The 19,354-nt window shown below is 73.0% G+C and carries 9 protein-coding genes; 7 read left to right on the top strand and 2 right to left on the bottom strand.

Features of this window, described 5'->3' with window-relative positions; all coding sequences use genetic code 11:
• The 7 genes from AC1DYN_RS26690 to AC1DYN_RS26660 form a co-directional block, all read left to right on the top strand.
• Window positions 1-1,658, top strand: a 1,658-nt coding sequence (locus AC1DYN_RS26690; RefSeq protein WP_477964751.1) for a beta-ketoacyl reductase, incomplete at its 5' end; no start/stop codon positions are given.
• A 169-nt stretch (window positions 1,659-1,827) separates the two neighbouring features.
• Window positions 1,828-8,259: an SDR family NAD(P)-dependent oxidoreductase gene (locus tag AC1DYN_RS26685; RefSeq protein WP_477964749.1), complete on the top strand. Its 6,432-nt coding sequence runs from the start codon at window positions 1,828-1,830 to the stop codon at window positions 8,257-8,259.
• Entirely contained in the window at window positions 8,256-9,224 is a 969-nt protein-coding gene (locus tag AC1DYN_RS26680; RefSeq protein ID WP_477964747.1) for a DMT family transporter, read from the top strand. Before AC1DYN_RS26685 ends, AC1DYN_RS26680 begins: the two co-directional genes overlap by 4 nt.
• Entirely contained in the window at window positions 9,224-10,138 is a 915-nt protein-coding gene (locus AC1DYN_RS26675) for a DMT family transporter (protein WP_477964745.1), read from the top strand. The genes AC1DYN_RS26680 and AC1DYN_RS26675 overlap by 1 nt, the downstream gene beginning before the upstream one ends.
• Complete coding sequence (locus tag AC1DYN_RS26670) at window positions 10,135-16,668, top strand: amino acid adenylation domain-containing protein (RefSeq protein ID WP_477964743.1); 6,534 nt, start codon at window positions 10,135-10,137, stop codon at window positions 16,666-16,668. The genes AC1DYN_RS26675 and AC1DYN_RS26670 overlap by 4 nt, the downstream gene beginning before the upstream one ends.
• Window positions 16,665-17,393: a serine aminopeptidase domain-containing protein gene (locus tag AC1DYN_RS26665; RefSeq protein WP_477964741.1), complete on the top strand. Its 729-nt coding sequence runs from the start codon at window positions 16,665-16,667 to the stop codon at window positions 17,391-17,393. Before AC1DYN_RS26670 ends, AC1DYN_RS26665 begins: the two co-directional genes overlap by 4 nt.
• A complete protein-coding gene (locus AC1DYN_RS26660; protein ID WP_477964739.1) occupies window positions 17,393-18,265 on the top strand; it encodes an alpha/beta fold hydrolase in 873 nt (290 codons plus the stop codon). The genes AC1DYN_RS26665 and AC1DYN_RS26660 overlap by 1 nt, the downstream gene beginning before the upstream one ends.
• 310 nt (window positions 18,266-18,575) lie before the next feature.
• Here the strand turns inward: AC1DYN_RS26660 and AC1DYN_RS26655 are convergent, their stop codons facing one another.
• Window positions 18,576-18,842, bottom strand: coding sequence for a helix-turn-helix transcriptional regulator (locus AC1DYN_RS26655; RefSeq protein ID WP_477964737.1), 267 nt, complete (start codon window positions 18,840-18,842; stop codon window positions 18,576-18,578).
• Window positions 18,843-18,901: 59 nt separating this feature from the next.
• Window positions 18,902-19,354, bottom strand: a 453-nt coding sequence (locus AC1DYN_RS26650) for a pantoate--beta-alanine ligase (RefSeq protein ID WP_477964735.1), incomplete at its 5' end; no start/stop codon positions are given.

The following is a 19,354-nucleotide window of genomic DNA, read 5'->3' as shown; positions in this document are numbered from 1 at the left end:
TCGTGCAGCTGCAGGCGCTGGACCTGGTGGCACATGCCGGGCTGTCGACCGACGACATCGCGCGCGAGCAGCAGTTCCTGGTCAGCGCGCTGCTGCAGACGGTGCAGACGATGGCGGCGCAGTCCGCAGCGCAGGTGCCCGGGCTGTGGATCGCGACGCGCGGTGCGCAGGCGACGCACCGGCACGAAGGCGCGAACCCGGCGCAGGCCACGGCCTGGGGCATGAGCCACGTCGTCGCGATCGAGCACCCGGAGCTGCGCTGCATGCGCATCGACCTCGACCCGGCGGCCGACAACCCGGCCTCGGCGATCGCGCTGGTGGCCGAGCTGCAGGCGGCCTCGCGCGAGGACCAGGTGGCCTTGCGCGGCCCGCGACGGCTGGCGCGCCGGCTGGTGCGCCACGACGTGCACCCGGTGCACGGCAGCCTCGCGATCGATGCATCGCGCAGCTACCTCGTCACCGGCGGACTGCGCGGCCTGGGCCTGCGCGTGGCCGAGTGGCTGGCCGCGCAGGGCGCGCGCCACCTGGTGCTGATGGGACGGCGCGCCGCCGACGGGCGTGCGCAGCAGGCGATCGACCGGTTGCGGGCGCAGGGCGTCGACGTGCAGGCGGTGCTCGGCGACGTCGCGCTGCGCGAGGACGTGCAGCGCGTGCTGGCCGGTGTCAACGCGCCGCTGGCCGGCGTGGTCCATGCGGCCGGCGTGCTGGACGACGGCGTGATCGCCGGGCAGGACTGGCCGCGCTTCGCGCACGTGATGGGCCCGAAGGTGTTCGGCAGCTGGAACCTGCACACGCTGTGCGGCGAACTGGACTTCCTGGTGTTCTTCTCGTCCGGCGCGTCGATCGCCGGCTCGGCCGGGCAGGTCAACCACGCGGCGGCGAATGCCTTCGAGGACGCGCTGGCCTGGCACCGCCAGGCGCAGGGCCTGCCGACGCTGAGCATCAACTGGGGCCCGTGGGCCGAGATCGGCGCCGCGGCCGACCGGCAGCTCGACCAGCCCGGTTCGCTGCAGGCGATCGCGCCGGCCGACGGCCTGGCGGCTCTCGACCACGCGATGCGGCGCGACGGCGCGCGCAGCCCGTTCGAGACGGCGCAGATCGCGGTGCTGGCGAGCGACTGGTCGCAGCTGCGCGAGCAGCGTGCCGAGCCGCCGCTGTTCAGCGAGCTGGTGGCCGGCACGGCGGCCGGGCCGGCCGTCGCCGCGAACGCCGCGCAGGCCGGCCCGTCGCTGCACGAGCGCATCGCCGCCGCGACGCCGAACCGCCGCAAGACGGTGCTGCGCGAGCACGTGCGCCAGCTCACCGTCAAGGTGCTGGGCGTGCAGCGCGCCGACGAGCTGGACGTGACCGAGCCGCTGCGCCAGCTGGGGCTGGATTCGCTGATGGCGGTGGAGCTGCGCAACCTGCTCGGCAAGGCGGTCGGCCGCACGCTGTCGGCGACGCTGACCTTCGACCACCCCTCGGTGGCCGCGCTGACCGAGCACCTGGCGAGCGAGGTGTTCGGTGCCGAGATGGGCGATGCCTCCCCTGAACCGGTGGTGCCCCCGGCAGCAACCCCCCAAGCTGCGGATGACAGCCTGGATGCGCTGTCGGAGGATGAACTTGCGATGCAGCTGATGCGTCGCCTCGATGGCATCAGCACTGAGGAGACACCGTGATTGATCGTTCCCCGTTCGGGCTGAGCCTGTCGAAGCCTTGCGCGCACCTCGCTCGGGCTGAGCTTGTCGAAGCCCAGGTGCCAGGGCACCAACCCTTCGACACGGGCCTTCGACAAGCTCAGTCCCTGCTCAGGGCGAACGGTTCGCGCGAGCCGGCCCAGGAGACACCGTGACCGACACCAGGCAGACTCCCGACTACGCCGCGCTGCTCAAGCGCTCGCTGCAGGCCATCGACCAGCTCGAGGCCAGGTTGAAGGCCGCGGAACAGGCGCGCACCGAGCCGATCGCCATCGTCGGCATCGGTTGCCGCTTCCCCGGCGATGGCGACACGCCCGAGGCGTTCTGGCAGTTCCTGAACAGCGGCACCGACGGCGTCACCGTGGTGCCCAAGGAACGCTGGGACGCCGAGGCCTGCTTCGACGCCAACCCCGACGCGCCCGGCAAGAGCTACACCCGCTGGGGCGCGTTCGTGAAGAACGTCGACCTGTTCGACGCGCACTTCTTCGGCATCTCGCCGCGCGAGGCCATCAGCCTCGATCCGCAGCAGCGCCTGCTGCTGGAGGTGACCTGGGAATCGCTCGAGCACGCCGGCATCGCGCCGTCGTCGCTGGCCGGCAGCCAGACCGCCGTCTACATGGGCATAACGACGCACGACTATGCGAACCGGCTGTCCGAGGCGGTGGGCTCGCGCAACGGCGATGCCTACACGCCGTCGGGCACGGCGCACAGCGTGGCGGCCGGGCGGCTGTCGTACTTCCTCGGGCTGCACGGCCCCAACGTCGCGGTCGACACCGCCTGCTCGTCGTCGCTGGTGGCCATCCACTGGGCGGTGCAAAGCCTGCGCAGCGGCGAGGCCAACCTGGCGCTGGCCGGCGGCGTGAACCTGACGCTGACGGCCGACGGCTCCATCCTCACGTCGCGCGCCCGCATGATGTCGTTCGATGGCCGCTGCAAGACCTTCGACGCGTCGGCCGACGGCTACGTGCGCGGCGAAGGCTGCGGCGTGCTGGTGCTCAAGCGCCTGTCCGACGCGCAGCGCGACGGCGACCGCGTGCTCGCGCTGGTGCGCGGCTCGGCGCTGAACCAGGACGGCCGCAGCAGCGGGCTGACCGCCCCCAACGGCACCGCGCAGGAGGCGGTGATCCGCGCCGCGCTGGCGAATGCGCGCGTCAAGCCCGACGACATCGGCTACGTCGAGGCGCACGGCACCGGCACGCCGCTCGGCGACCCGATCGAGGTGAAGGCGCTGCACCAGGTCTACGGCCAGCGACCCGCGGGGACGCCGCTGATGATCGGCTCGGTCAAGACCAACATCGGCCACCTGGAGGCCGCGGCCGGCGTGGCCGGCGTGATCAAGGTGGCGCTCGCGCTGCAGCATCGCACGATCCCGCCGCACCTGCACCTGAAGCAGCCGAATCCGCTGATCGCGTGGAACGAGATCCCGATCACGGTGCCGACGGTGAGCACGCCATGGGGCAGTGCCGGCGGCACGCCGCGCCGCGCGAGCGTCAGCTCGTTCGGCTTCAGCGGCACCAATGCACACGTCGTGCTCGAGGAAGCCCCGTTGGCGGCTGCCGCTCCCGCAGCGGCGCGTGCGCAGCAGCTGTTCGTGCTGACGGCGCAGACGCCGGGCGCGCTCGAGGCCTCGGCCAAGCGCCTGGCCGACGCGATGTCGGCGCCGCTGCCGCTGGCCGAAGTCGCCGCGACGCTGGCCCTCGGCCGCTCGCACTTCGTCGAGCGCCTCGCCGTCGTCGCCGACAGCGCCGAGTCGCTGTGCGCGCGGCTGGCCGAGTTCGCGGCCGGCGAGCCCGGCCCGGGCACGTCGCGCGGCCGGGCCGTCAGCGGCACCGTGCCCGAGCTGGTGTTCCTGTTCACCGGCCAGGGCGCGCAGTACGCCGGCATGGGCCGCGCGCTGTACGACAGCGAGCCGGCGTTCCGCGCCGCGCTCGACGAGTGCGAACGCCTCGCGGCACCGCTGCTCGGCCGCAGCCTGCTCGACGTGGTCTGGAACGATGCCGAACGGCTCGACGACACCGCCTTCACGCAGCCGGCGCTGTTCGCGATCGAGTACGCGCTGGTGCAGCTGTGGCAGGCCTGGGGCGTCAAGCCGACCGCGGTGATGGGCCACAGCGTCGGCGAGTACGTGGCCGCCTGCGTGGCCGGCGTGTTCAGCCTCGCCGACGGCCTGAAGCTGATCGTCGAGCGCGGCCGCCTGATGGCCGCGCTGCCGCGCGACGGCGCGATGGCCGCGGTCTTCAGCGACGAGGCCACGGTGCGCGCCGCGATCGCGCGCGATGCCCAGGTGCTGGCCATCGCCGCCGCCAACGGGCCGCAGAACACCGTGATCTCCGGCCGCAGCGATGCCGTCGACGCCGCGCTCGAACGCCTGGCCACCGCCGGCATCGAGGCGCAGCGGCTGAAGGTGTCGCACGCCTTCCACTCGCCGCTGATGGACCCGATGCTCGACGCCTTCGAGGCGGTCGCGTCGCAGGTCGCGTTCCACCCGCCGCAGCTGGTGCTGGCCTCCAACCTCACCGGCCGGCTGGCCGGCGACGAGGTCTGCCAGAGCGGCTACTGGCGCCGCCACGTGCGTGATGCGGTGCGCTTCGGCGAATCGATCGCGGCGCTGCAGGCCGACGGCCTGCGCGTCTTCGTCGAGGTCGGCCCGCAGCCGACGCTGCTGAACATGGCGCAGCGCGGCAGCGCGATGCCGGGCAGCGCCTGGATCGCATCGCTGCGCAAGGGCCGCGACGACACGGCGTCGCTGCTCGACAGCCTGGGCCAGCTGTTCGTGCGCGGCGTGCGGCCGGACTGGGCGGCGGTGCAGGGCGGTGCCCGGCGGCGCGCGGTGCTGCCGGGCTATCCGTTCCAGCGCGATCCCTACTGGCAGCAGTTCGACGCCGCCGACAAGCGCAGCGAACTGGCGCCCACGCGCACCCGGCATGCGCTGCTGGGCGGCGTGGTGGCGAGCCCGCTGCGCATCTTCCAGGCCGAGATCGGCCTCGCGGCGCAGCCGTGGCTGGCCGACCACCGCATCTTCGACTTCACGCTGTTCCCGGCCACCGGCTTCCTCGAGCTGGCGCAGGCCGCGGCGCGCGAGGTGCTGGGCGGCGAGGATGGCCGGCTGCAGTCGCTGTCGATCCGCGAAGGCCTGGTGCTGCCCGAGCAGGGCTCGGCGACGCTGCAGGTCATCGTGACGCCGGCCGAGGCCGATACGCAGACGGTGCAGGTGTTCAGCAAAAGCGGCGACAGCGACTGGCGCCTGCACGCGAGCGCGACGCTGGTGCCGGGCCGGGGCGACGCGCCGGCGGTCGACGCCGCGTGGCGGCTCGCCGGTGCGCCGTCGCTGCCGGTGGCACCGTACTACGACAAGCTCGCCGCGCAGGGCGCGCACTACGGCCCGGCCTTCCGCGGCATCACCGAGGTCGCGCGCGACGGCGGCCGCGTGCTGGGCCGCGTCCGGCTGCCGGCCGACCTGTCGACGCAAGGCCTGGTGCTGCACCCGGCGCTGCTCGATGCCTGCCTGCAGCTGATCGGCCTCGGCCTGCCGTGGGCCGACGACGCGCTGCACAGCGACGACATCTGCGTGCCGGTCGGCATCGGCAGCTACCGCGTGTTCCGCGACGGCGTGTCCGAGGCCTGGTGCCAGGTGAGCGTCGAGCCGGCCGAACGCGATGCCGAGCTGCTGCGGGCCGACCTGCTGCTGCTGTCCGACGAGGGCCAGGTGCTGGCCGAGCTGTCGGGGCTGGAGCTGCGCCGCGTCACGCACGAGGCGCTGCAGCGCGTCGCGTCGGCGGGCGCGGCACCCGCGGTCGGCGAACCCGACTGGGCCTTCGAGACCGCGTGGCAAGCGGCGCCGCTGAGCACCCCGCGCAGCGAGCCGCCCGGCCGCTGGCTGGTCCTGGCCGACCGCACCGGTGTCGGCGCGGGTCTCGCGAACCGCTTGAAGGCCGAGGGTGCGGGCGTCGCGTTGATCTACCGCGGCGACGGCTTCGCGGCGCTGGCCGAAGGCTGGCAGGTGGATGCGGCCGACAACGCGCAGATCCGCCGCGCGATCGACGAAGCCGCGCGCGCCGACGCGCGCCCGCTGCAAGGCGTGGTGCTGCTGTGGGCGCTGGTGCCGCCGGTCGTGCAGACGCTGGAGGCGATGGAGACCGCGCAGGCGCAGCTGCTGGGCAACCTGCTGCACGCGGTGCAGGCGCTGGGCGATTCGCCGGCGCGGCGCTGGCTGGTCACGCGCGCGGCGCAGCCGGTGCAAGGATCGGTGCCGGACCTGGTGCAGGCGACCGTGTGGGGGCTGGGCGGCGTGGTCGCGTCCGAGGTGCCGCAGGCGCGCTGCGTGCGCATCGACCTCGACCCGGTGGTGCGCGCCGACGAGGCCGAGCTGCTGTTCGCGAGCCTCTGGCAGGCCGATGCCGAAGACCGCGTCGCGCTGCGCGACGGCGTGCGCCACGCCGCGCGCCTGGTGCCGGGCCGCTTCGTGCCGGCCGAGCAGCCGCTGCGGCTGGCCATCACCGAGCGCGGTTCGCTCGAGAACCTGGCGCTGCAGGCCGTGCCGCGCGAGGTGCCGGGACCGGGCCAGGTCGAGATCCGCGTCTTCGCGACCGGGCTGAACTTCCGCGACGTGCTGAATGCGCTCGGCATGTACCCGGGCGATGCGGGCCCGCTCGGCAACGAGTGCGCGGGCGTCGTCACCGCGGTCGGCGACGGCGTCGACGACCTGGCGGTGGGCGACGAGGTGATCGCGATGGTCGACCGCAGCTTCGCGACCTGGGTCATCGCGCCGGCCTCGCTGACGGTGCTCAAACCGCCGCAGATGAGCTTCGCCGAGGCGGCGACCATCCCGGTCACCTTCCTGACCGCCGAGTACGCGCTGAAGCACCTGGCGCAGATGAAGAAGGGCGACCGCGTGCTGCTGCATGCGGTGACCGGCGGCGTCGGCATGGCGGCGGCGCAGCTCGCCAGGCGCGCCGGCGCCGAGATCTTCGGCACCGCCGGCAGCCCGGCCAAGCGCGCGCTGGCGCAGCGCCTGGGCGTGCAGCACGTGGCCGACTCGCGTTCGCTGAGCTTTGCCGACGACGTGATGCGCGACACCGGCGGCGCAGGCGTGGACATCGTGCTGAACTCGCTGGCCGGCGACTTCATTCCCGCCAGCCTGCGCATGTTGAAGCCGGGCGGCCATTTCATCGAGATCGGCAAGACCGGCATCTGGGACACCGCCAAGGTGGCCGAAGAGTTCCCGGGCCGCCACTACCACCCGCTGTACCTGGGCGAGATCGCCGCGGCGCGGCCGCTGTTCGTGCGCGAGATGCTGAAGGACCTGCTGGCCGACTTCGCGTCCGGCGTGCTGCAGCCGCTGCCGCAGAAGCTGTACCCGCTGGAGCGCGCCGAGGAGGCCTTCCGCTACATGGGGCAGGGCCACCACGTCGGCAAGATCGTCATCACGCAGCACCGCGCGCCGCCGGTGCGCCCGGATGCGAGCTACCTGGTGACGGGCGGGCTGAGCGGGCTGGGCCTGGTCAGCGCGCAGTGGCTGGCGGCCGAAGGCGCGCGCCACCTGGTGCTGCTGGGTCGGCGTGCGCCGTCGCCCGAGGCGCAGGCCGCGATCGACACGCTGCAGGCGGCCGGCGTGCAGGTGCTCGCGGCGCAGGCCGACGTGTCCGACACCGGGCAGATGACGCGCCTGCTGGCGCAGGTCGCGGCGCAGATGCCGCGGCTGCGCGGCGTCGTGCATGCCGCCGGCATCGTCGACGACGGCCTGCTGGCCGAGCAGGACATGCGGCGCTTCGCGCGCGTGATGGCGCCCAAGGTGCGCGGCAGCTGGAACCTGCACGAGCTGACGGCCCACCTGGCGCTGGACTTCTTCATCGGCTTCTCGTCGGGCGCGGCGCTGCTGGGCTCGCCCGGGCAGAGCAACTATGCGGCGGCGAACTCCTTCGTCGATGCGCTGGCGCACCTGCGGCGTTCGCGCGGCCAGCACGCGCTTTCCATCGACTGGGGCAGCTGGTCCGAGGTCGGCATGGCGGCCGGCATCGGCGAGACGCACCGCCGGCGCTGGGCCGCGATGGGGCTGGGCATGATCTCGCCGGAGGCCGGCGTCGCGATGATGCGGCAGATGCTCGCGGCCGCCGCGTCGCCGCAGATGGCGGCGATGCCGCTGGTGCGCGCGCGCCTGCCGCGCAACCTGGGGCCGTTCTTCAGCGAGCTGGTGCAGGCCGCGCCGCAGCAGCCGGCCGCGCGCGCCGCCGACAACGGCCCGCGCACCGACATCCTCGCGCAGCTGGCGCAGGCGCCGGCCGACGACCGGCTGGCGCTGCTGGTGGGCTTCCTGTCGGCGCAGATCGTGCGTGTGCTGGCGCTGCCGGCCGCGCGCGCGGTCGACCCGCAGCGCTCGCTGATGGAGATGGGCATGGATTCGCTGATGGCGATGGAGCTGCGCAACCGCATCCAGACCTCGCTGAAGGCCAAGGTGGCGGTGGCCGACCTGCTGAAGGGGCCGAGCATCGTGCAGCTGTCGGCGCTGGTGCTGGCCGGCCTCGACCTCGGCGGCCCGGCGCCTGCGGCCCAGCCGGAAGCGGCCTTCGAGGAGGGCTCGCTGTGAGGACCGCGCCTTCCGCGCGCGCCGCGCTGCTGTTCGCGTTCGCGTTCTCGGTGCTGTGGGCCGGGCTCGAACTGATGGTCACGCGGCTGCACGGCGGCTACGACGTGCTGCAGATCGAAGGCTGCCGTTTCGCGGTGCAGCTGGCGCTGATGCTCGCGCTGTGGGGCTGGCGCCGCGATGCCATGCGCCAGCCGCTGTGGCGTACGCGCCGGCCGCTGCTGCAGCTGCTGCGCGCGGCGCTGATGCTGGCGATCCCGCTCGGCTTCGGCGTCGCGGTGCTGCAGGGTGCGTCGCCGCACCTGGTGCTGACCGGGCTGTGGGTCGCGCCGGTGTTCGCGCTGCTGCTGGCGCGCGGCTGGCTGCAGTCGCGTGCGCCGCTCGGCCTGTGGATCGCCGCCGCGGCCGGGCTGTGTGCCACTGTCGCGATGCTGGAGCCGGCGCGCCCGCCGTCGCTGCAGGCCGCGCTGGTGCCGCTGCTGATGGGGCTGGCCTTCGCGCTGTACCTGGCGCTGACGCGTTCGCTGCGCCACGAGCCGGTCCAGACCAACCTGTTCTACGTCGCCTTGGGCGGCGTGCTCGGCGTCGCGCCGTTCCTGCCCGGCGTGTGGGTCGCGCCGTCGCTGCATGACGCGCTGGTGTTCGCGGCGCTCGGGGTGTTCGGCTTCCTCGCGCTGTGGCTGCTGGAGCACGCGCTGCGCCGCTGGGCGCTGCCGTGGGTGGCGCCGGCGCTGTACCTGCACGTGGCCTGCCTGACCGCGGTCTCGCTGCTGGCGCGCGGCCACCTGCCGTCGCTGCGCATCGCGTTCGGCCTGATGATGGTCGTGGCCATCGCGTATGCGCTGTGGCGCGCCGCGCTGGCCCACGATCGRCACGAGCTGCCGCAGCGCACACCGGTGCTGACCGGGCCGATGGCGCTGGAGCCGGCCACCGGCCCGGTGCCGCTGGACGACGACCCGAGGCTGTGATGCAGGTCGCGCCCATCGCCTTCGCCACCTCGCTCGCGCAGCGCGACCCGGGCCGCCGGGCCATGCTGCTGCTGGCGCTGTTCGCGCTGGCCTGGGCCTTCGTCGAAGGCGTGTTCGGCGCGCGGCTGCAGCTGCACTACGCGCTGATGCAGGTGGTGTGGTGCCGCTACGCGGCCCACCTGGCCTGCCTGCTGCTGCTGTTCGGCTGGCGCCGGCCGGCGCGGCTGTGGCGCACGCGGCGGCCCGGTTTCCAGCTGGCACGCTCGCTGCTGATGCTGGTGATGCCGGCGAGCTTTGCGCTGTCGCTGGCCGCCGGCGACCGCGCCGGCACGGTGTGGGCGATGTTCTGGGTCTCGCCGTTGCTGATCCTGGCCTTCGCACGGCTCTGGCTGGGCGAGCGCGTTCCGCGCTGGCTGTGGGCGGTGGCGCTGATCGGCATGGGCGTGGCCGCGCTGATGGCCGAGCCGTCGCCGCCGGCTTCGCTGGCCGGGGCCGTGCTGCCGCTGGTGATGGCGCTGTCGTTCAGCGGCTACGTGGTGATGACGCGCTCGCTGCGCGACGAGCCGGTGCAGGCCAACCTGTTCTACACCGCGCTCGGCGTGTTCGCGCTGCTGACGCCGCTGATGCCCTTCGTGTGGGTGACGCCGAACTGGCACGACGCCGCGCTGCTGGCCGGCATCGGCAGCGTCGGCCTGCTGGCGCTGTGGGCGCTGGACCGGGCCTGCGAGAGCGCGCCGGTGGCCCGCGTGGCACCGACCTTGCACGTGCACCTGCTGTGCATGGCGCTGGTCGAATGGGGTGCGGGCGGCGAGCCGTTCACGCACCGCGACATGGTCGGCGGCGTGTGGATCGCGCTCGCGCTGCTGGCCCTGTGGATGTGGCAACCGAACCCTGAAAGGAATGCGTCTCAGTGAGCGCCGACGTGAAGACCTTGCTGTCCACCCTTGCCGCGCAAGGGGTCGAGCTGTGGTTCGAAGGCAGCCGGCTGCGCTTTCGGGCGCCGCAGGGGGCCTTGTCGGCCGAGCTGCGCGCGCAGATCGGCGCGCGGCGCGACGCGGTGCTGGCGGCGCTGCGCGAGCAGGCGGCGCAGCAGGTGCGCCACGCGCCGCTGTCGTATGCGCAGCAGGCGCTGTGGTTCGTGCACCAGGAGCAGCCCGACAGCGCGGCCTACCACGTGGCGTTCGCGCTGCAGGTGCTGTCGCCGCTGGATCCGGCGCACCTGCGGCAGGCGCTGCAGGCCCTGGTCGACCGGCATGCGGTGCTGCGCACCACCTGCGACGTGGTCGACGGCGTGCCGGCGCAGCGCGTGGCCGGCACCGGCGTCGCGGCCCTGGAGTTGCACGACGTCGCCCGGCTCGACGACGCGGCGCTGCAGCAGCGCATCGCCGCCGACTATGCGAAACCCTTCGACCTGGCACGCGGCCCGGTGCTGCGCAGCGCGCTGTACAGCCGTGCCGCCGACGAGCACGTGCTGCTGCTGGTGGTGCACCACATCGCGATCGACGGCTGGTCGCTGCTGCTGATGCTGGAGGAGTTCCGCGCGCTGCTGCACGAGGCCGCGGGCGGCCCGCCGGCCGGGCTGGCGCGCGTCGAGGTGCAGTACACCGACTACAGTCGCTGGCAGGCGCAGATGCTGGCCGGCCCGCAGGGGGCGCAGCTGGCCGACTACTGGACCCGGCAACTGGCCGCGCCGCGCGCCGAGATCGAGCTGCCGACCGACCGCGCCCGCCCGCCGCGGCGCAGCGGCCTCGGCGCGACGCTGGATTTCCATTTCGACACCGCGACCACGCAGCGCCTGAACCAGCTCGCGCGCGACGAGGGCATGACGCTGTACGTCGTGCTGCTGGCGGCCTTCAAGGTGCTGCTGTTCCGCCACACCGGCACCGAGGACGTGATCGTCGGCACGCCGACCTTCGGCCGCACGCAGCAGGACTTCGCGCGCGTGCTCGGCGACTTCGTGAACCCGGTGGCGCTGCGCTCGCACCTGGACGCGGCGATGCCGTTCCGCGCGTTGATGCGCCAGGTGCGCGGCACGCTGCTGGAGGCGCTGGACGCGCAGGAGTACCCGCTGCCGCTGCTGGTGGAACGGCTGCAGCCGGCGCGCGACCCGAGTCGCTCGCCGCTGTTCGAGACCATGTTCGTGCTGCAGCGCTTCGAGCAGTTCCGCGAGCTGAACGACCTGCTGGTGGCCGGCGCCAACGATGCGCCGGTCGACTTCGCCGGGCTGCGCGTGCGGCCGTACGCGATGGTGCAGCAGGAGGGGCAGTTCGACCTCGGCCTCGGCCTCATCGACCGCAGCGACGCGCTGTCGGGGGCGTTCAAGTACAACCCGTCGCTGTTCGACCGCGCCAGCATCGAGCGGCTGTGGGGGCACTACCGAACGCTGCTGGCCGGCATCGTGGCCGACCCGGCGACGCCGATCGGCCGGCTGCCGCTGCTGACCGACGGCGAGCGCGACGCGCTGCTGCCGAATGACGTGGCGGCGGGCGGCGAGGCGATGCCGATGCACCGGCGCTTCGAGGCGCAGGCGGCGCGCGCACCCGATGCGGTGGCGCTGCGCTGCGATGGCGTCTCGATGTCGTACGGCGCGCTGAACCGGCGCGCCAACCAGGTCGCGCACCGGCTGCAGGCGCTGGGCGTCGGGCCCGGCACGCGCGTCGGGCTGTGCGCCGAGCGCTCGATGGACCTGGTCGTCGGGCTGCTCGGCATCCTGAAGGCCGGCGGCGCCTACCTGCCGATCGACCTGGCCTACCCGGCCGAGCGCGTGGCCTTCATGCTGGGCGATGCGCAGGCGCCGGTGATGCTGACGCAATCGGCGTTGCTGGCGCGGCTGCCGGCGCATGCGGGTAGCACGCTGTGCCTGGACGACGCATCGCTCGCGCAGGCGCCGGACCACGACCCGGCCAGCCCGGTCGGGCCCGACGACCTGGTCTACGTGATCTACACCTCCGGCTCGACCGGCCAGCCCAAGGGCACGCTGCTGACGCACCGCGCGGTCGACCGGCTGTTCGGCGCCACCGAGGCCTGGTTCCACTTCGGGCCGCAGGACGTGTGGACGCTGTTCCACTCGGTGGCCTTCGACTTCTCGGTCTGGGAGTTGTGGGGGGCGCTTGCGCACGGCGGCTGCCTGGTGGTGGTGCCGCAGGCGGTGAGCCGCTCGCCCGAGGCCTTCCTCGCGCTGCTGCACGACGAGCGCGTCACGGTGCTGAACCAGACGCCGTCCGCCTTCCGCCAGCTGGTGCAGGCCGACGTCGACAGCGGCGCGCCGCGCCGTACCGCGCTGCGCGAGGTGATCTTCGGCGGCGAGGCGCTGGAACTGCACAGCCTGCGGCCGTGGTTCGAGCGCCATGGCGATGCGCAGCCGCGGCTCGTCAACATGTACGGCATCACCGAGACCTGCGTGCACGTGACGTACCGGCCGATCACGCTGGCCGACCTCGACGCGGGCCGCGGCAGCGTGATCGGCGTGCCGATCCCCGACCTGCGCGTGCAGTTGCTGGACGCCGCGATGCAGCCGGTGCCGATCGGCGTGACCGGCGAGATGTACGTCGGCGGGCCGGGCCTCGCGCGCGGCTACCTGAACCGGCCCGAGCTGACGGCGGCGCGCTTCGTCGGCGACCCGTTGCGGCCCGGCGCGCGGCTGTACCGCAGCGGCGACCTGGCGCGCTGGCGCGTGCGGGGCGACGGGATGCGCGAACTCGAATACCTGGGCCGCATCGACCACCAGGTGAAGATCCGCGGCTTCCGCATCGAGCTGGGCGAGATCGAGGCGGTGCTCGCGCAGCAGCCGGGCGTGCGCGAGAGCGCGGTGCTGGTGCGCGAGGACGTGCCGGGCGACCGGCGGCTGGTGGCCTACGTGGTTGGCGCGGCCGCCACCGAGGCCTTGAAGGCCGCGTTGCGCGAGCGCCTGCCCGACTACATGGTGCCGGCCGCATTCGTCGTGCTGCCGGGCCTGCCGCTGACCGGCAACGGCAAGGTCGACCGCCAGGCGCTGCCGGCCCCAGCCGCCCTGGCGCCGGTGCTGCGCCGCGTCGAGCCGCCGCAGGGGCCGACCGAGACGGTGCTGGCGGGGATCTGGCGCGACATCCTCGGTGTCGCCGAGGTCGGCCGCTTCGACGACTTCTTCGCGCTCGGCGGCCACTCGCTGCTCGCGACCCAGGTCACCGCGCGCATCCGGCAGGCGCTGCAGCGCGGCTTCGTGCTGCGGGCGCTGTTCGAGCACCCGGTGCTGCACGCGCTGGCGCGCGCGATCGACGCCGGGCGAGCGCCCGATGACGTGCCGGCCGCGGCGATCCCGCGCCTGGCCGGCGACGGCCCGTCGCCGCTGTCGTTCGCGCAGGAACGCATGTGGCTGCTGCACGAACTGGCGCCGGAGAGTTCTGCCTACAACATGCCGGTCGCGTTGCGCCTGCATGGCGTGCTCGACCGGGGCGCGCTGGAGCGTGCGCTCGACGCATTGGTGCAGCGCCACCAGACGCTGCGCACCACCTTCGCGATGGTGGACGGGCGGCCGATGCAGGCGGTGCACCCGCACGCGCCGCTCGCGTTGCCGTTCGAAGACCTGCGTTCGCAGGGCCGGCAGGCCGAAGCGGCGGCGATCGCGCTGGCCACCGACACCGCGCGCGCCTACTTCGACCTGGTGCACGGCCCGGTCTTCCGCACGCTGCTGGTCCAGGTGGCCGACGACGAACACCTGCTGCTGCTCGCGATGCACCACATCGCCGGCGACCAGTGGTCGTACGGCGTGCTGGGCCGCGAGCTGGCCGAGGCCTACGGTGCGTTCAAGGCGGGAGGCGCGCCGGCGTGGCCGCCGCTTCCGGTGCAGTACCGCGACGTCGCGCTGTGGCAGCGCGAGCGCTTCCAGGGCGACCTGCTGGAAGCGCAGCTGGGCTACTGGCGCCGGCAGCTCGATGGCGTCGCGCCGCTGCTGCTGCCGACCGACCACCCGCGCCCGCCCATCTTGTCCGACCGCGCCGCCTGGCATGCGGACGTGCTGCCGCCGGCGCTGATCGCATCGCTCGAAGCCTTCAGCCGGGCCCGCGAGTGCACGCTGTTCATGACGCTGTTCGCGGCCTACGTGACGCTGCTGCACCGCTACAGCGGGCAGGCCGACATCGCGGTCGCGGTGCCGATCGCCAACCGCGAGCAGCGCGAGGTGGAAGGGCTGGTCGGCGGCTTCATCAACACGCTGGTGCTGCGCACCGCCTGCAGCGGCGACACCGCGTTCGGCGAGCTGCTGGGCCGCGTGCGCACCGCGGCGCTGGACGCCTATGCGCACCAGGAATTGCCGTTCGCCAAGCTGGTGGAGGAACTGCGCCCGATGCGGGGGCCTGCGCTGCCGCCGCTCGCGCAGGTGCTGTTCACGCTGCAGAACGCACCGATGAGCGGCATCGGGTTCCCGGGGCTGCAGTGGGAGCCGGTCGCGATCGACCGCGGCGCGGCGCCGTTCGAGCTGGGGCTGTACATCGAGACCGCCGTCAGCGGCAGCCTGTTGTTCGAGTACTCGACCGAGCTGTACGACGAGCCGACGATCCGCCGCATGGCGGGGCACTACCGGACGCTGCTCGAAGCGCTGGTGCAGGCGCCGCAGGCGTCGATCGCGACGCTGCCGATGCTGACGGCGGACGAGCGGCGCTGGCTGCTGTCCGACGTCAACGGCACCGCGGCGGCGCATGCGGTCGACGTGTACCCGCGGCTCTTCGAAGCGCAGGTGGCGCGCAGCCCGGATGCGATCGCGGTGAGCTTCGAGGGCGCGTCGCTGACCTATGCCGCGTTGAACGCGCGCGCCAACCGGGTCGCGAACCGGCTGCGCGCGATGGGCGTCGGGCCGGGTCGCCTGGTCGGCGTGTGCCTGCAGCGCTCGCTCGCGCTGATGGTGGCGCTGCTGGGCGTGCAGAAGGCGGGCGGCGCCTACGTGCCGCTGGACCCGGGTTTCCCGCCGGAGCGGCTGGCCTACATGCTGGAGGACAGCGGTGCCGCGGTGCTGCTGGCCGGCGGCGATGCGGCCGACGGCATCGCGCTGCCGCCGGGCGTGCAATTGCTGGACGTGCTGGCCGATGCGGTGGCGTTGGGGGCCGGCAGCGAGGACAACCTGGCCAGCGCACCGGCGCCGTCCGACCCGGCCTACGTGATCTACACGTCCGGCTCGACCGGGCGGCCGAAGGGCGTGGTGGTGCCGCATGGCGCGCTCGCGAACTTCCTGCATTCGATGCGGCGCGAACCGGGCCTGCAGGCCGGCGACGTGCTGGCCGCGGTGACGACGGTGTCGTTCGACATCGCCGGCTTGGAGCTGTACCTGCCGTGGCTGGTGGGCGCGCGCGTCGAGGTGGTGTCGCGCGAGGTCGCGGCCGATGGCATCGCGCTGGCGGCGCTGCTGGCGGCCAGCGGCGCCACGGTGCTGCAGGCCACGCCGGCCACCTGGCGGCTGCTGATCGAAGCGGGCTGGACCGGTGGGCCGGGCTTGCGCGCGCTGTGCGGCGGCGAAGGGCTGCCGCGCGAGCTGGCCGATGCGCTGCTGGCGCGCGTCGGCGAGCTGTGGAACCTGTACGGCCCGACCGAGACGACGATCTGGTCGACGGCCGAGCGCGTGAGCGGCGGCGGCGGCGCGATCACGATCGGCCGGCCGATCGACAACACGCAGGTGCACGTGCTGAGCCCGGCCGGCGAGCTGCAGCCGGCCGGCATCCCGGGCGAGCTGTGGATCGGCGGTGCCGGCGTGGCGACGGGCTACCACCGCCGGCCCGAGCTGACGGCCGACCGCTTCGTCACGGACCGCTTCTCGACGCAGCCCGGTGCGCGCCTGTACCGCACCGGCGACCTGGGCCGCTGGACGCCGCAGGGCCGGCTGGAGCACCTGGGCCGCATCGACCACCAGGTGAAGATCCGCGGCTTCCGCATCGAGCTGGGCGAGATCGAATCGGTGCTGGCCGGGCACGAATCGGTGCGGCAATCGGTGGTGATCGCACGCGCGGCCGGGCCGGGCGACCTGCGGCTGGTGGCCTACGTGGTCTACCAGGCCGGCGAGGACCTGACGGTCAGCGAGGTGCGGCGCCACCTGCGGCGCGAGCTGCCGGACTACATGGTGCCGTCGCTGGTGGTGACGCTGGACGCGATCCCGCTGACGCCGAACGGCAAGGTCGACCGCGCGGCCTTGCCCGATCCGTTCAGGAACGTGGCCCCGGTGGCCGCGTACGAGCCGCCCGCGCCGGGGCTGGAGCAGCGGCTGGCCGGCATCTGGCAGGAGATCCTGCAGGTCGAGCGCGTCGGCGCCGAGGACAACTTCTTCGAGCTGGGCGGGCATTCGCTGCTGTCCTTGCGCGTGGCCGTCGCCGTCGAGGCGCAGACCGGCTGGCGCATGGACCCGCGGCTGCTGTTCTTCCAGACCCTTCGCCAGATCGCGGCCGCGGGCGCCGCCCATGTTTCGGACCACCTGCCCAGCACATGAACCCCTTCTTCTTCGGCACCCGTCAACGGCGCCTGTTCGGCGTCTACAGCCCGGGGCGCGCATCGGCGTCCGGGGCCGGCACGCGGGCGGTACTGCTGTGCCACCCGTGGGGGCAGGAATACCTGCGCGCCCACCGCTCGATCAAGCAGCTGGCGACGCTGCTGAACCAGGCAGGGGTGCACGTGATGCGTTTCGACTACTTCGGCACCGGCGATTCGGCGGGCGACATGCAGGATGCCGACCTGGCGGGCTGGCAGGGCGACATCGAGACCGCGATCGACGAGCTGAAGGACACGACCGATGCGGCGCGCGTCGGGCTGGTCGGGCTGCGCCTGGGCGGCACGCTGGCGGCGGGTGTCGCGGCGCGGCGGCGCAAGGACGTCGACAGCCTGGTGCTGTGGGACCCGGTGGTGTCGGGCGAGGCCTACCTGCAGGAGCTGCTGCACGAGGCGCCGGCGCGTGCGGCGCACAAGGGCGGCGGGCACGAGGTGATGGGCTTCGCGCTCGGCGAGCCGATGGCGGGCGAGTTGAGGGCGTTGGCGTTGCCGCGGCAGGAGCTGCCGGCGCGCACGCTGGTGGTCCGCTCGGTGCCGGTGCCGGACGAGGCGGCGGGCCTGGCGGTGGAGCAGGTCGAGGGCCAGCCGGCGTGGCTGGAGGATCGTTATTCGGGGGCCGGCGCCGTGCCGGTGAAGGTGTTGCAGCGGATTGCGCAGTGGTGGAGCTGATGGATCAGGCGCGAGGGCCGGGAACGGTGAACGAGCAGGTGCTGCTGATGGGGCCGCGCAAGGCGCTGGTCGGGATCGTCACGTCGGCGGCCGACGGGGCGGACCGGCCGGCGGTGGTGGTGCTGAACTCGGGGATCATCCACCGCGTCGGTGCGAACCGGATGTCGGTGACGCTGTGCCGGCAGCTGGCGGCCGAGGGTTTCAACGCGGTGCGCTTCGACCTGTCCGGCATCGGCGACAGCGAGGCGCGCGACGACGGGCTGGCCTTGCTGGACGCGAGCCTGGCCGACATCCGCGAGGCGCTGGACACGCTGCAATCGGCGCGCGGCTTCCAGCGCTTCGTGCTGGTCGGGCTGTGCTCGGGCGCGGACCATGCGGTGGTGTATGCCGGTGGCGACCCGCGGGTGGTGGGGATGGTGCTGCTGGACCCGTCGATCCCGCGCACGCCCAGGTACTACCTGAACCACTATGCAAGGCGCGCGACGCGGCTGAGCAGCTGGATGAACATCGCGCGCGGCAAGCACCCGCTGTGGCAGGCGCTGGGCAAGAGCATGGGCGGCGGGGCGGAGGCGGGCGACGAGGCGCAGCGCACCGATCTGGATTCACCGGAGGCGAAGGCGTTTCTCGGGCAGGCGTACGGCGCGGCACGCCAGCGGGGCAACCGGTTCCTGGCGGTCTTCACCGCCGAGCGCGAGGACCGGCACAACTACCGCGAGCAGTTGATCGACGCGTTCCCCGAGGTGCACTTCGGGGACCATCTGCAGCTGGAGTACTACGAGGATTCGGACCACACCTTCACGGCGGAGGTGAACCGGGAGCGGGTGCTGGCGCGGATCCTGGGTTGGGTGGCGGGGTGCTTCAGGGGGCCGTAGCCCGGATGCCAATCCGGGGTGTGTCCGACAAACCCGGATTGGCATCCGGGCTACACAGTCGATGTTCGAACCACAACAGACTGATTGATGGCCGATAGCATCGACTTCCTCTATGAGGAATTGCGTCAATGGGCCGAGAACATGGACGATCCCCGTGCGCATGCAGCATCCTTCACACAGAGCGAGGTGCTCCGGGACATGGGTGCTGAGCGAGTCGCATGATATCGGGTGCTCGCGTGGATGCAGGTTCAGCGTCGAGTGCGCTGACGAGTGGGGCTCAGCGGCAACGAGGACGACGTATGTCGCCAACTCAGTTGTCGAGTTCGTCCAGCAACGCACCGATCTCATCCAGCGTCGGCCTGACTGCCGGACGAACCTGAAGCTGGCCGCCCAGTGCGGCAGCGACCCGCGCATACGCTGAGGCAGCGACGCCGGGGCGGCCTGCCTCGACGTGGATCACTTTCAATCTGGGGATGCCGGCGATCGTGGCGACATCGGCTTGGGTCAGGCCCCGGCGTTGCCGCATTTCCCTGAGCGAGCGTCCCAGGATGCGCAGGCTGATGTCGAAATCCGGCATGGGTATCGAATACGAGACTTTTCGCCTCGAAAGTATCGAATTCGATACGCCTGCGGAGCTCAGAACTCCAGGTTGTCGATCAACCGTGTCTGTCCCAGCCGCGCGGCGCCCAGCGCCACGAGCGATCCCGGTGCGTCGCCGGCCTGCGGCGGCAGCAGGTCATCGCGCCGCCGCACCGTCAGGTAGTCCGGCTGCCAGCCTCGTGCCGCGAGCTCGGCCAAGGCACCGGCCTCCAACTGCGCCAGCGTTTGCTTCCCCGCGCTGAAGCCCGTGGCCAGCTCACGCAAGCTGCGCGACAAGGCGGTCGCCTCCGCGCGCTCCTGCGCACTCAGGTACCCATTGCGCGACGACAAGGCCAGCCCATCCTCGGCGCGGCTCGTCTCCCCGGACTCGATCGCGATCGGCAGCGCGAACTGCCGCGTCATCTGCCGGATCACCATCAGCTGCTGGTAGTCCTTCTTGCCGAACACCGCGACGCGCGGTTGCACGCAGGCGAACAGCTTCATCACCAC

The organism is Rhizobacter sp. P2_D12 (genome assembly GCF_056404395.1).
Note: the sequence above shows the minus strand (reverse complement) of the source record. Positions and strands in the feature narration are given on the sequence as shown.

Coding starts and splice junctions, on each gene's coding strand:
- AC1DYN_RS26675 (WP_477964745.1), top strand. CDS start 9,224: ATGCAGGTCGCGCCCATCGCCTTCGCCACCTCGCTCGCGCAGCGCGAC.
- AC1DYN_RS26665 (WP_477964741.1), top strand. CDS start 16,665: ATGAACCCCTTCTTCTTCGGCACCCGTCAACGGCGCCTGTTCGGCGTC.
- AC1DYN_RS26660 (WP_477964739.1), top strand. CDS start 17,393: ATGGATCAGGCGCGAGGGCCGGGAACGGTGAACGAGCAGGTGCTGCTG.
- AC1DYN_RS26655 (WP_477964737.1), bottom strand. CDS start 18,842: ATGCCGGATTTCGACATCAGCCTGCGCATCCTGGGACGCTCGCTCAGG.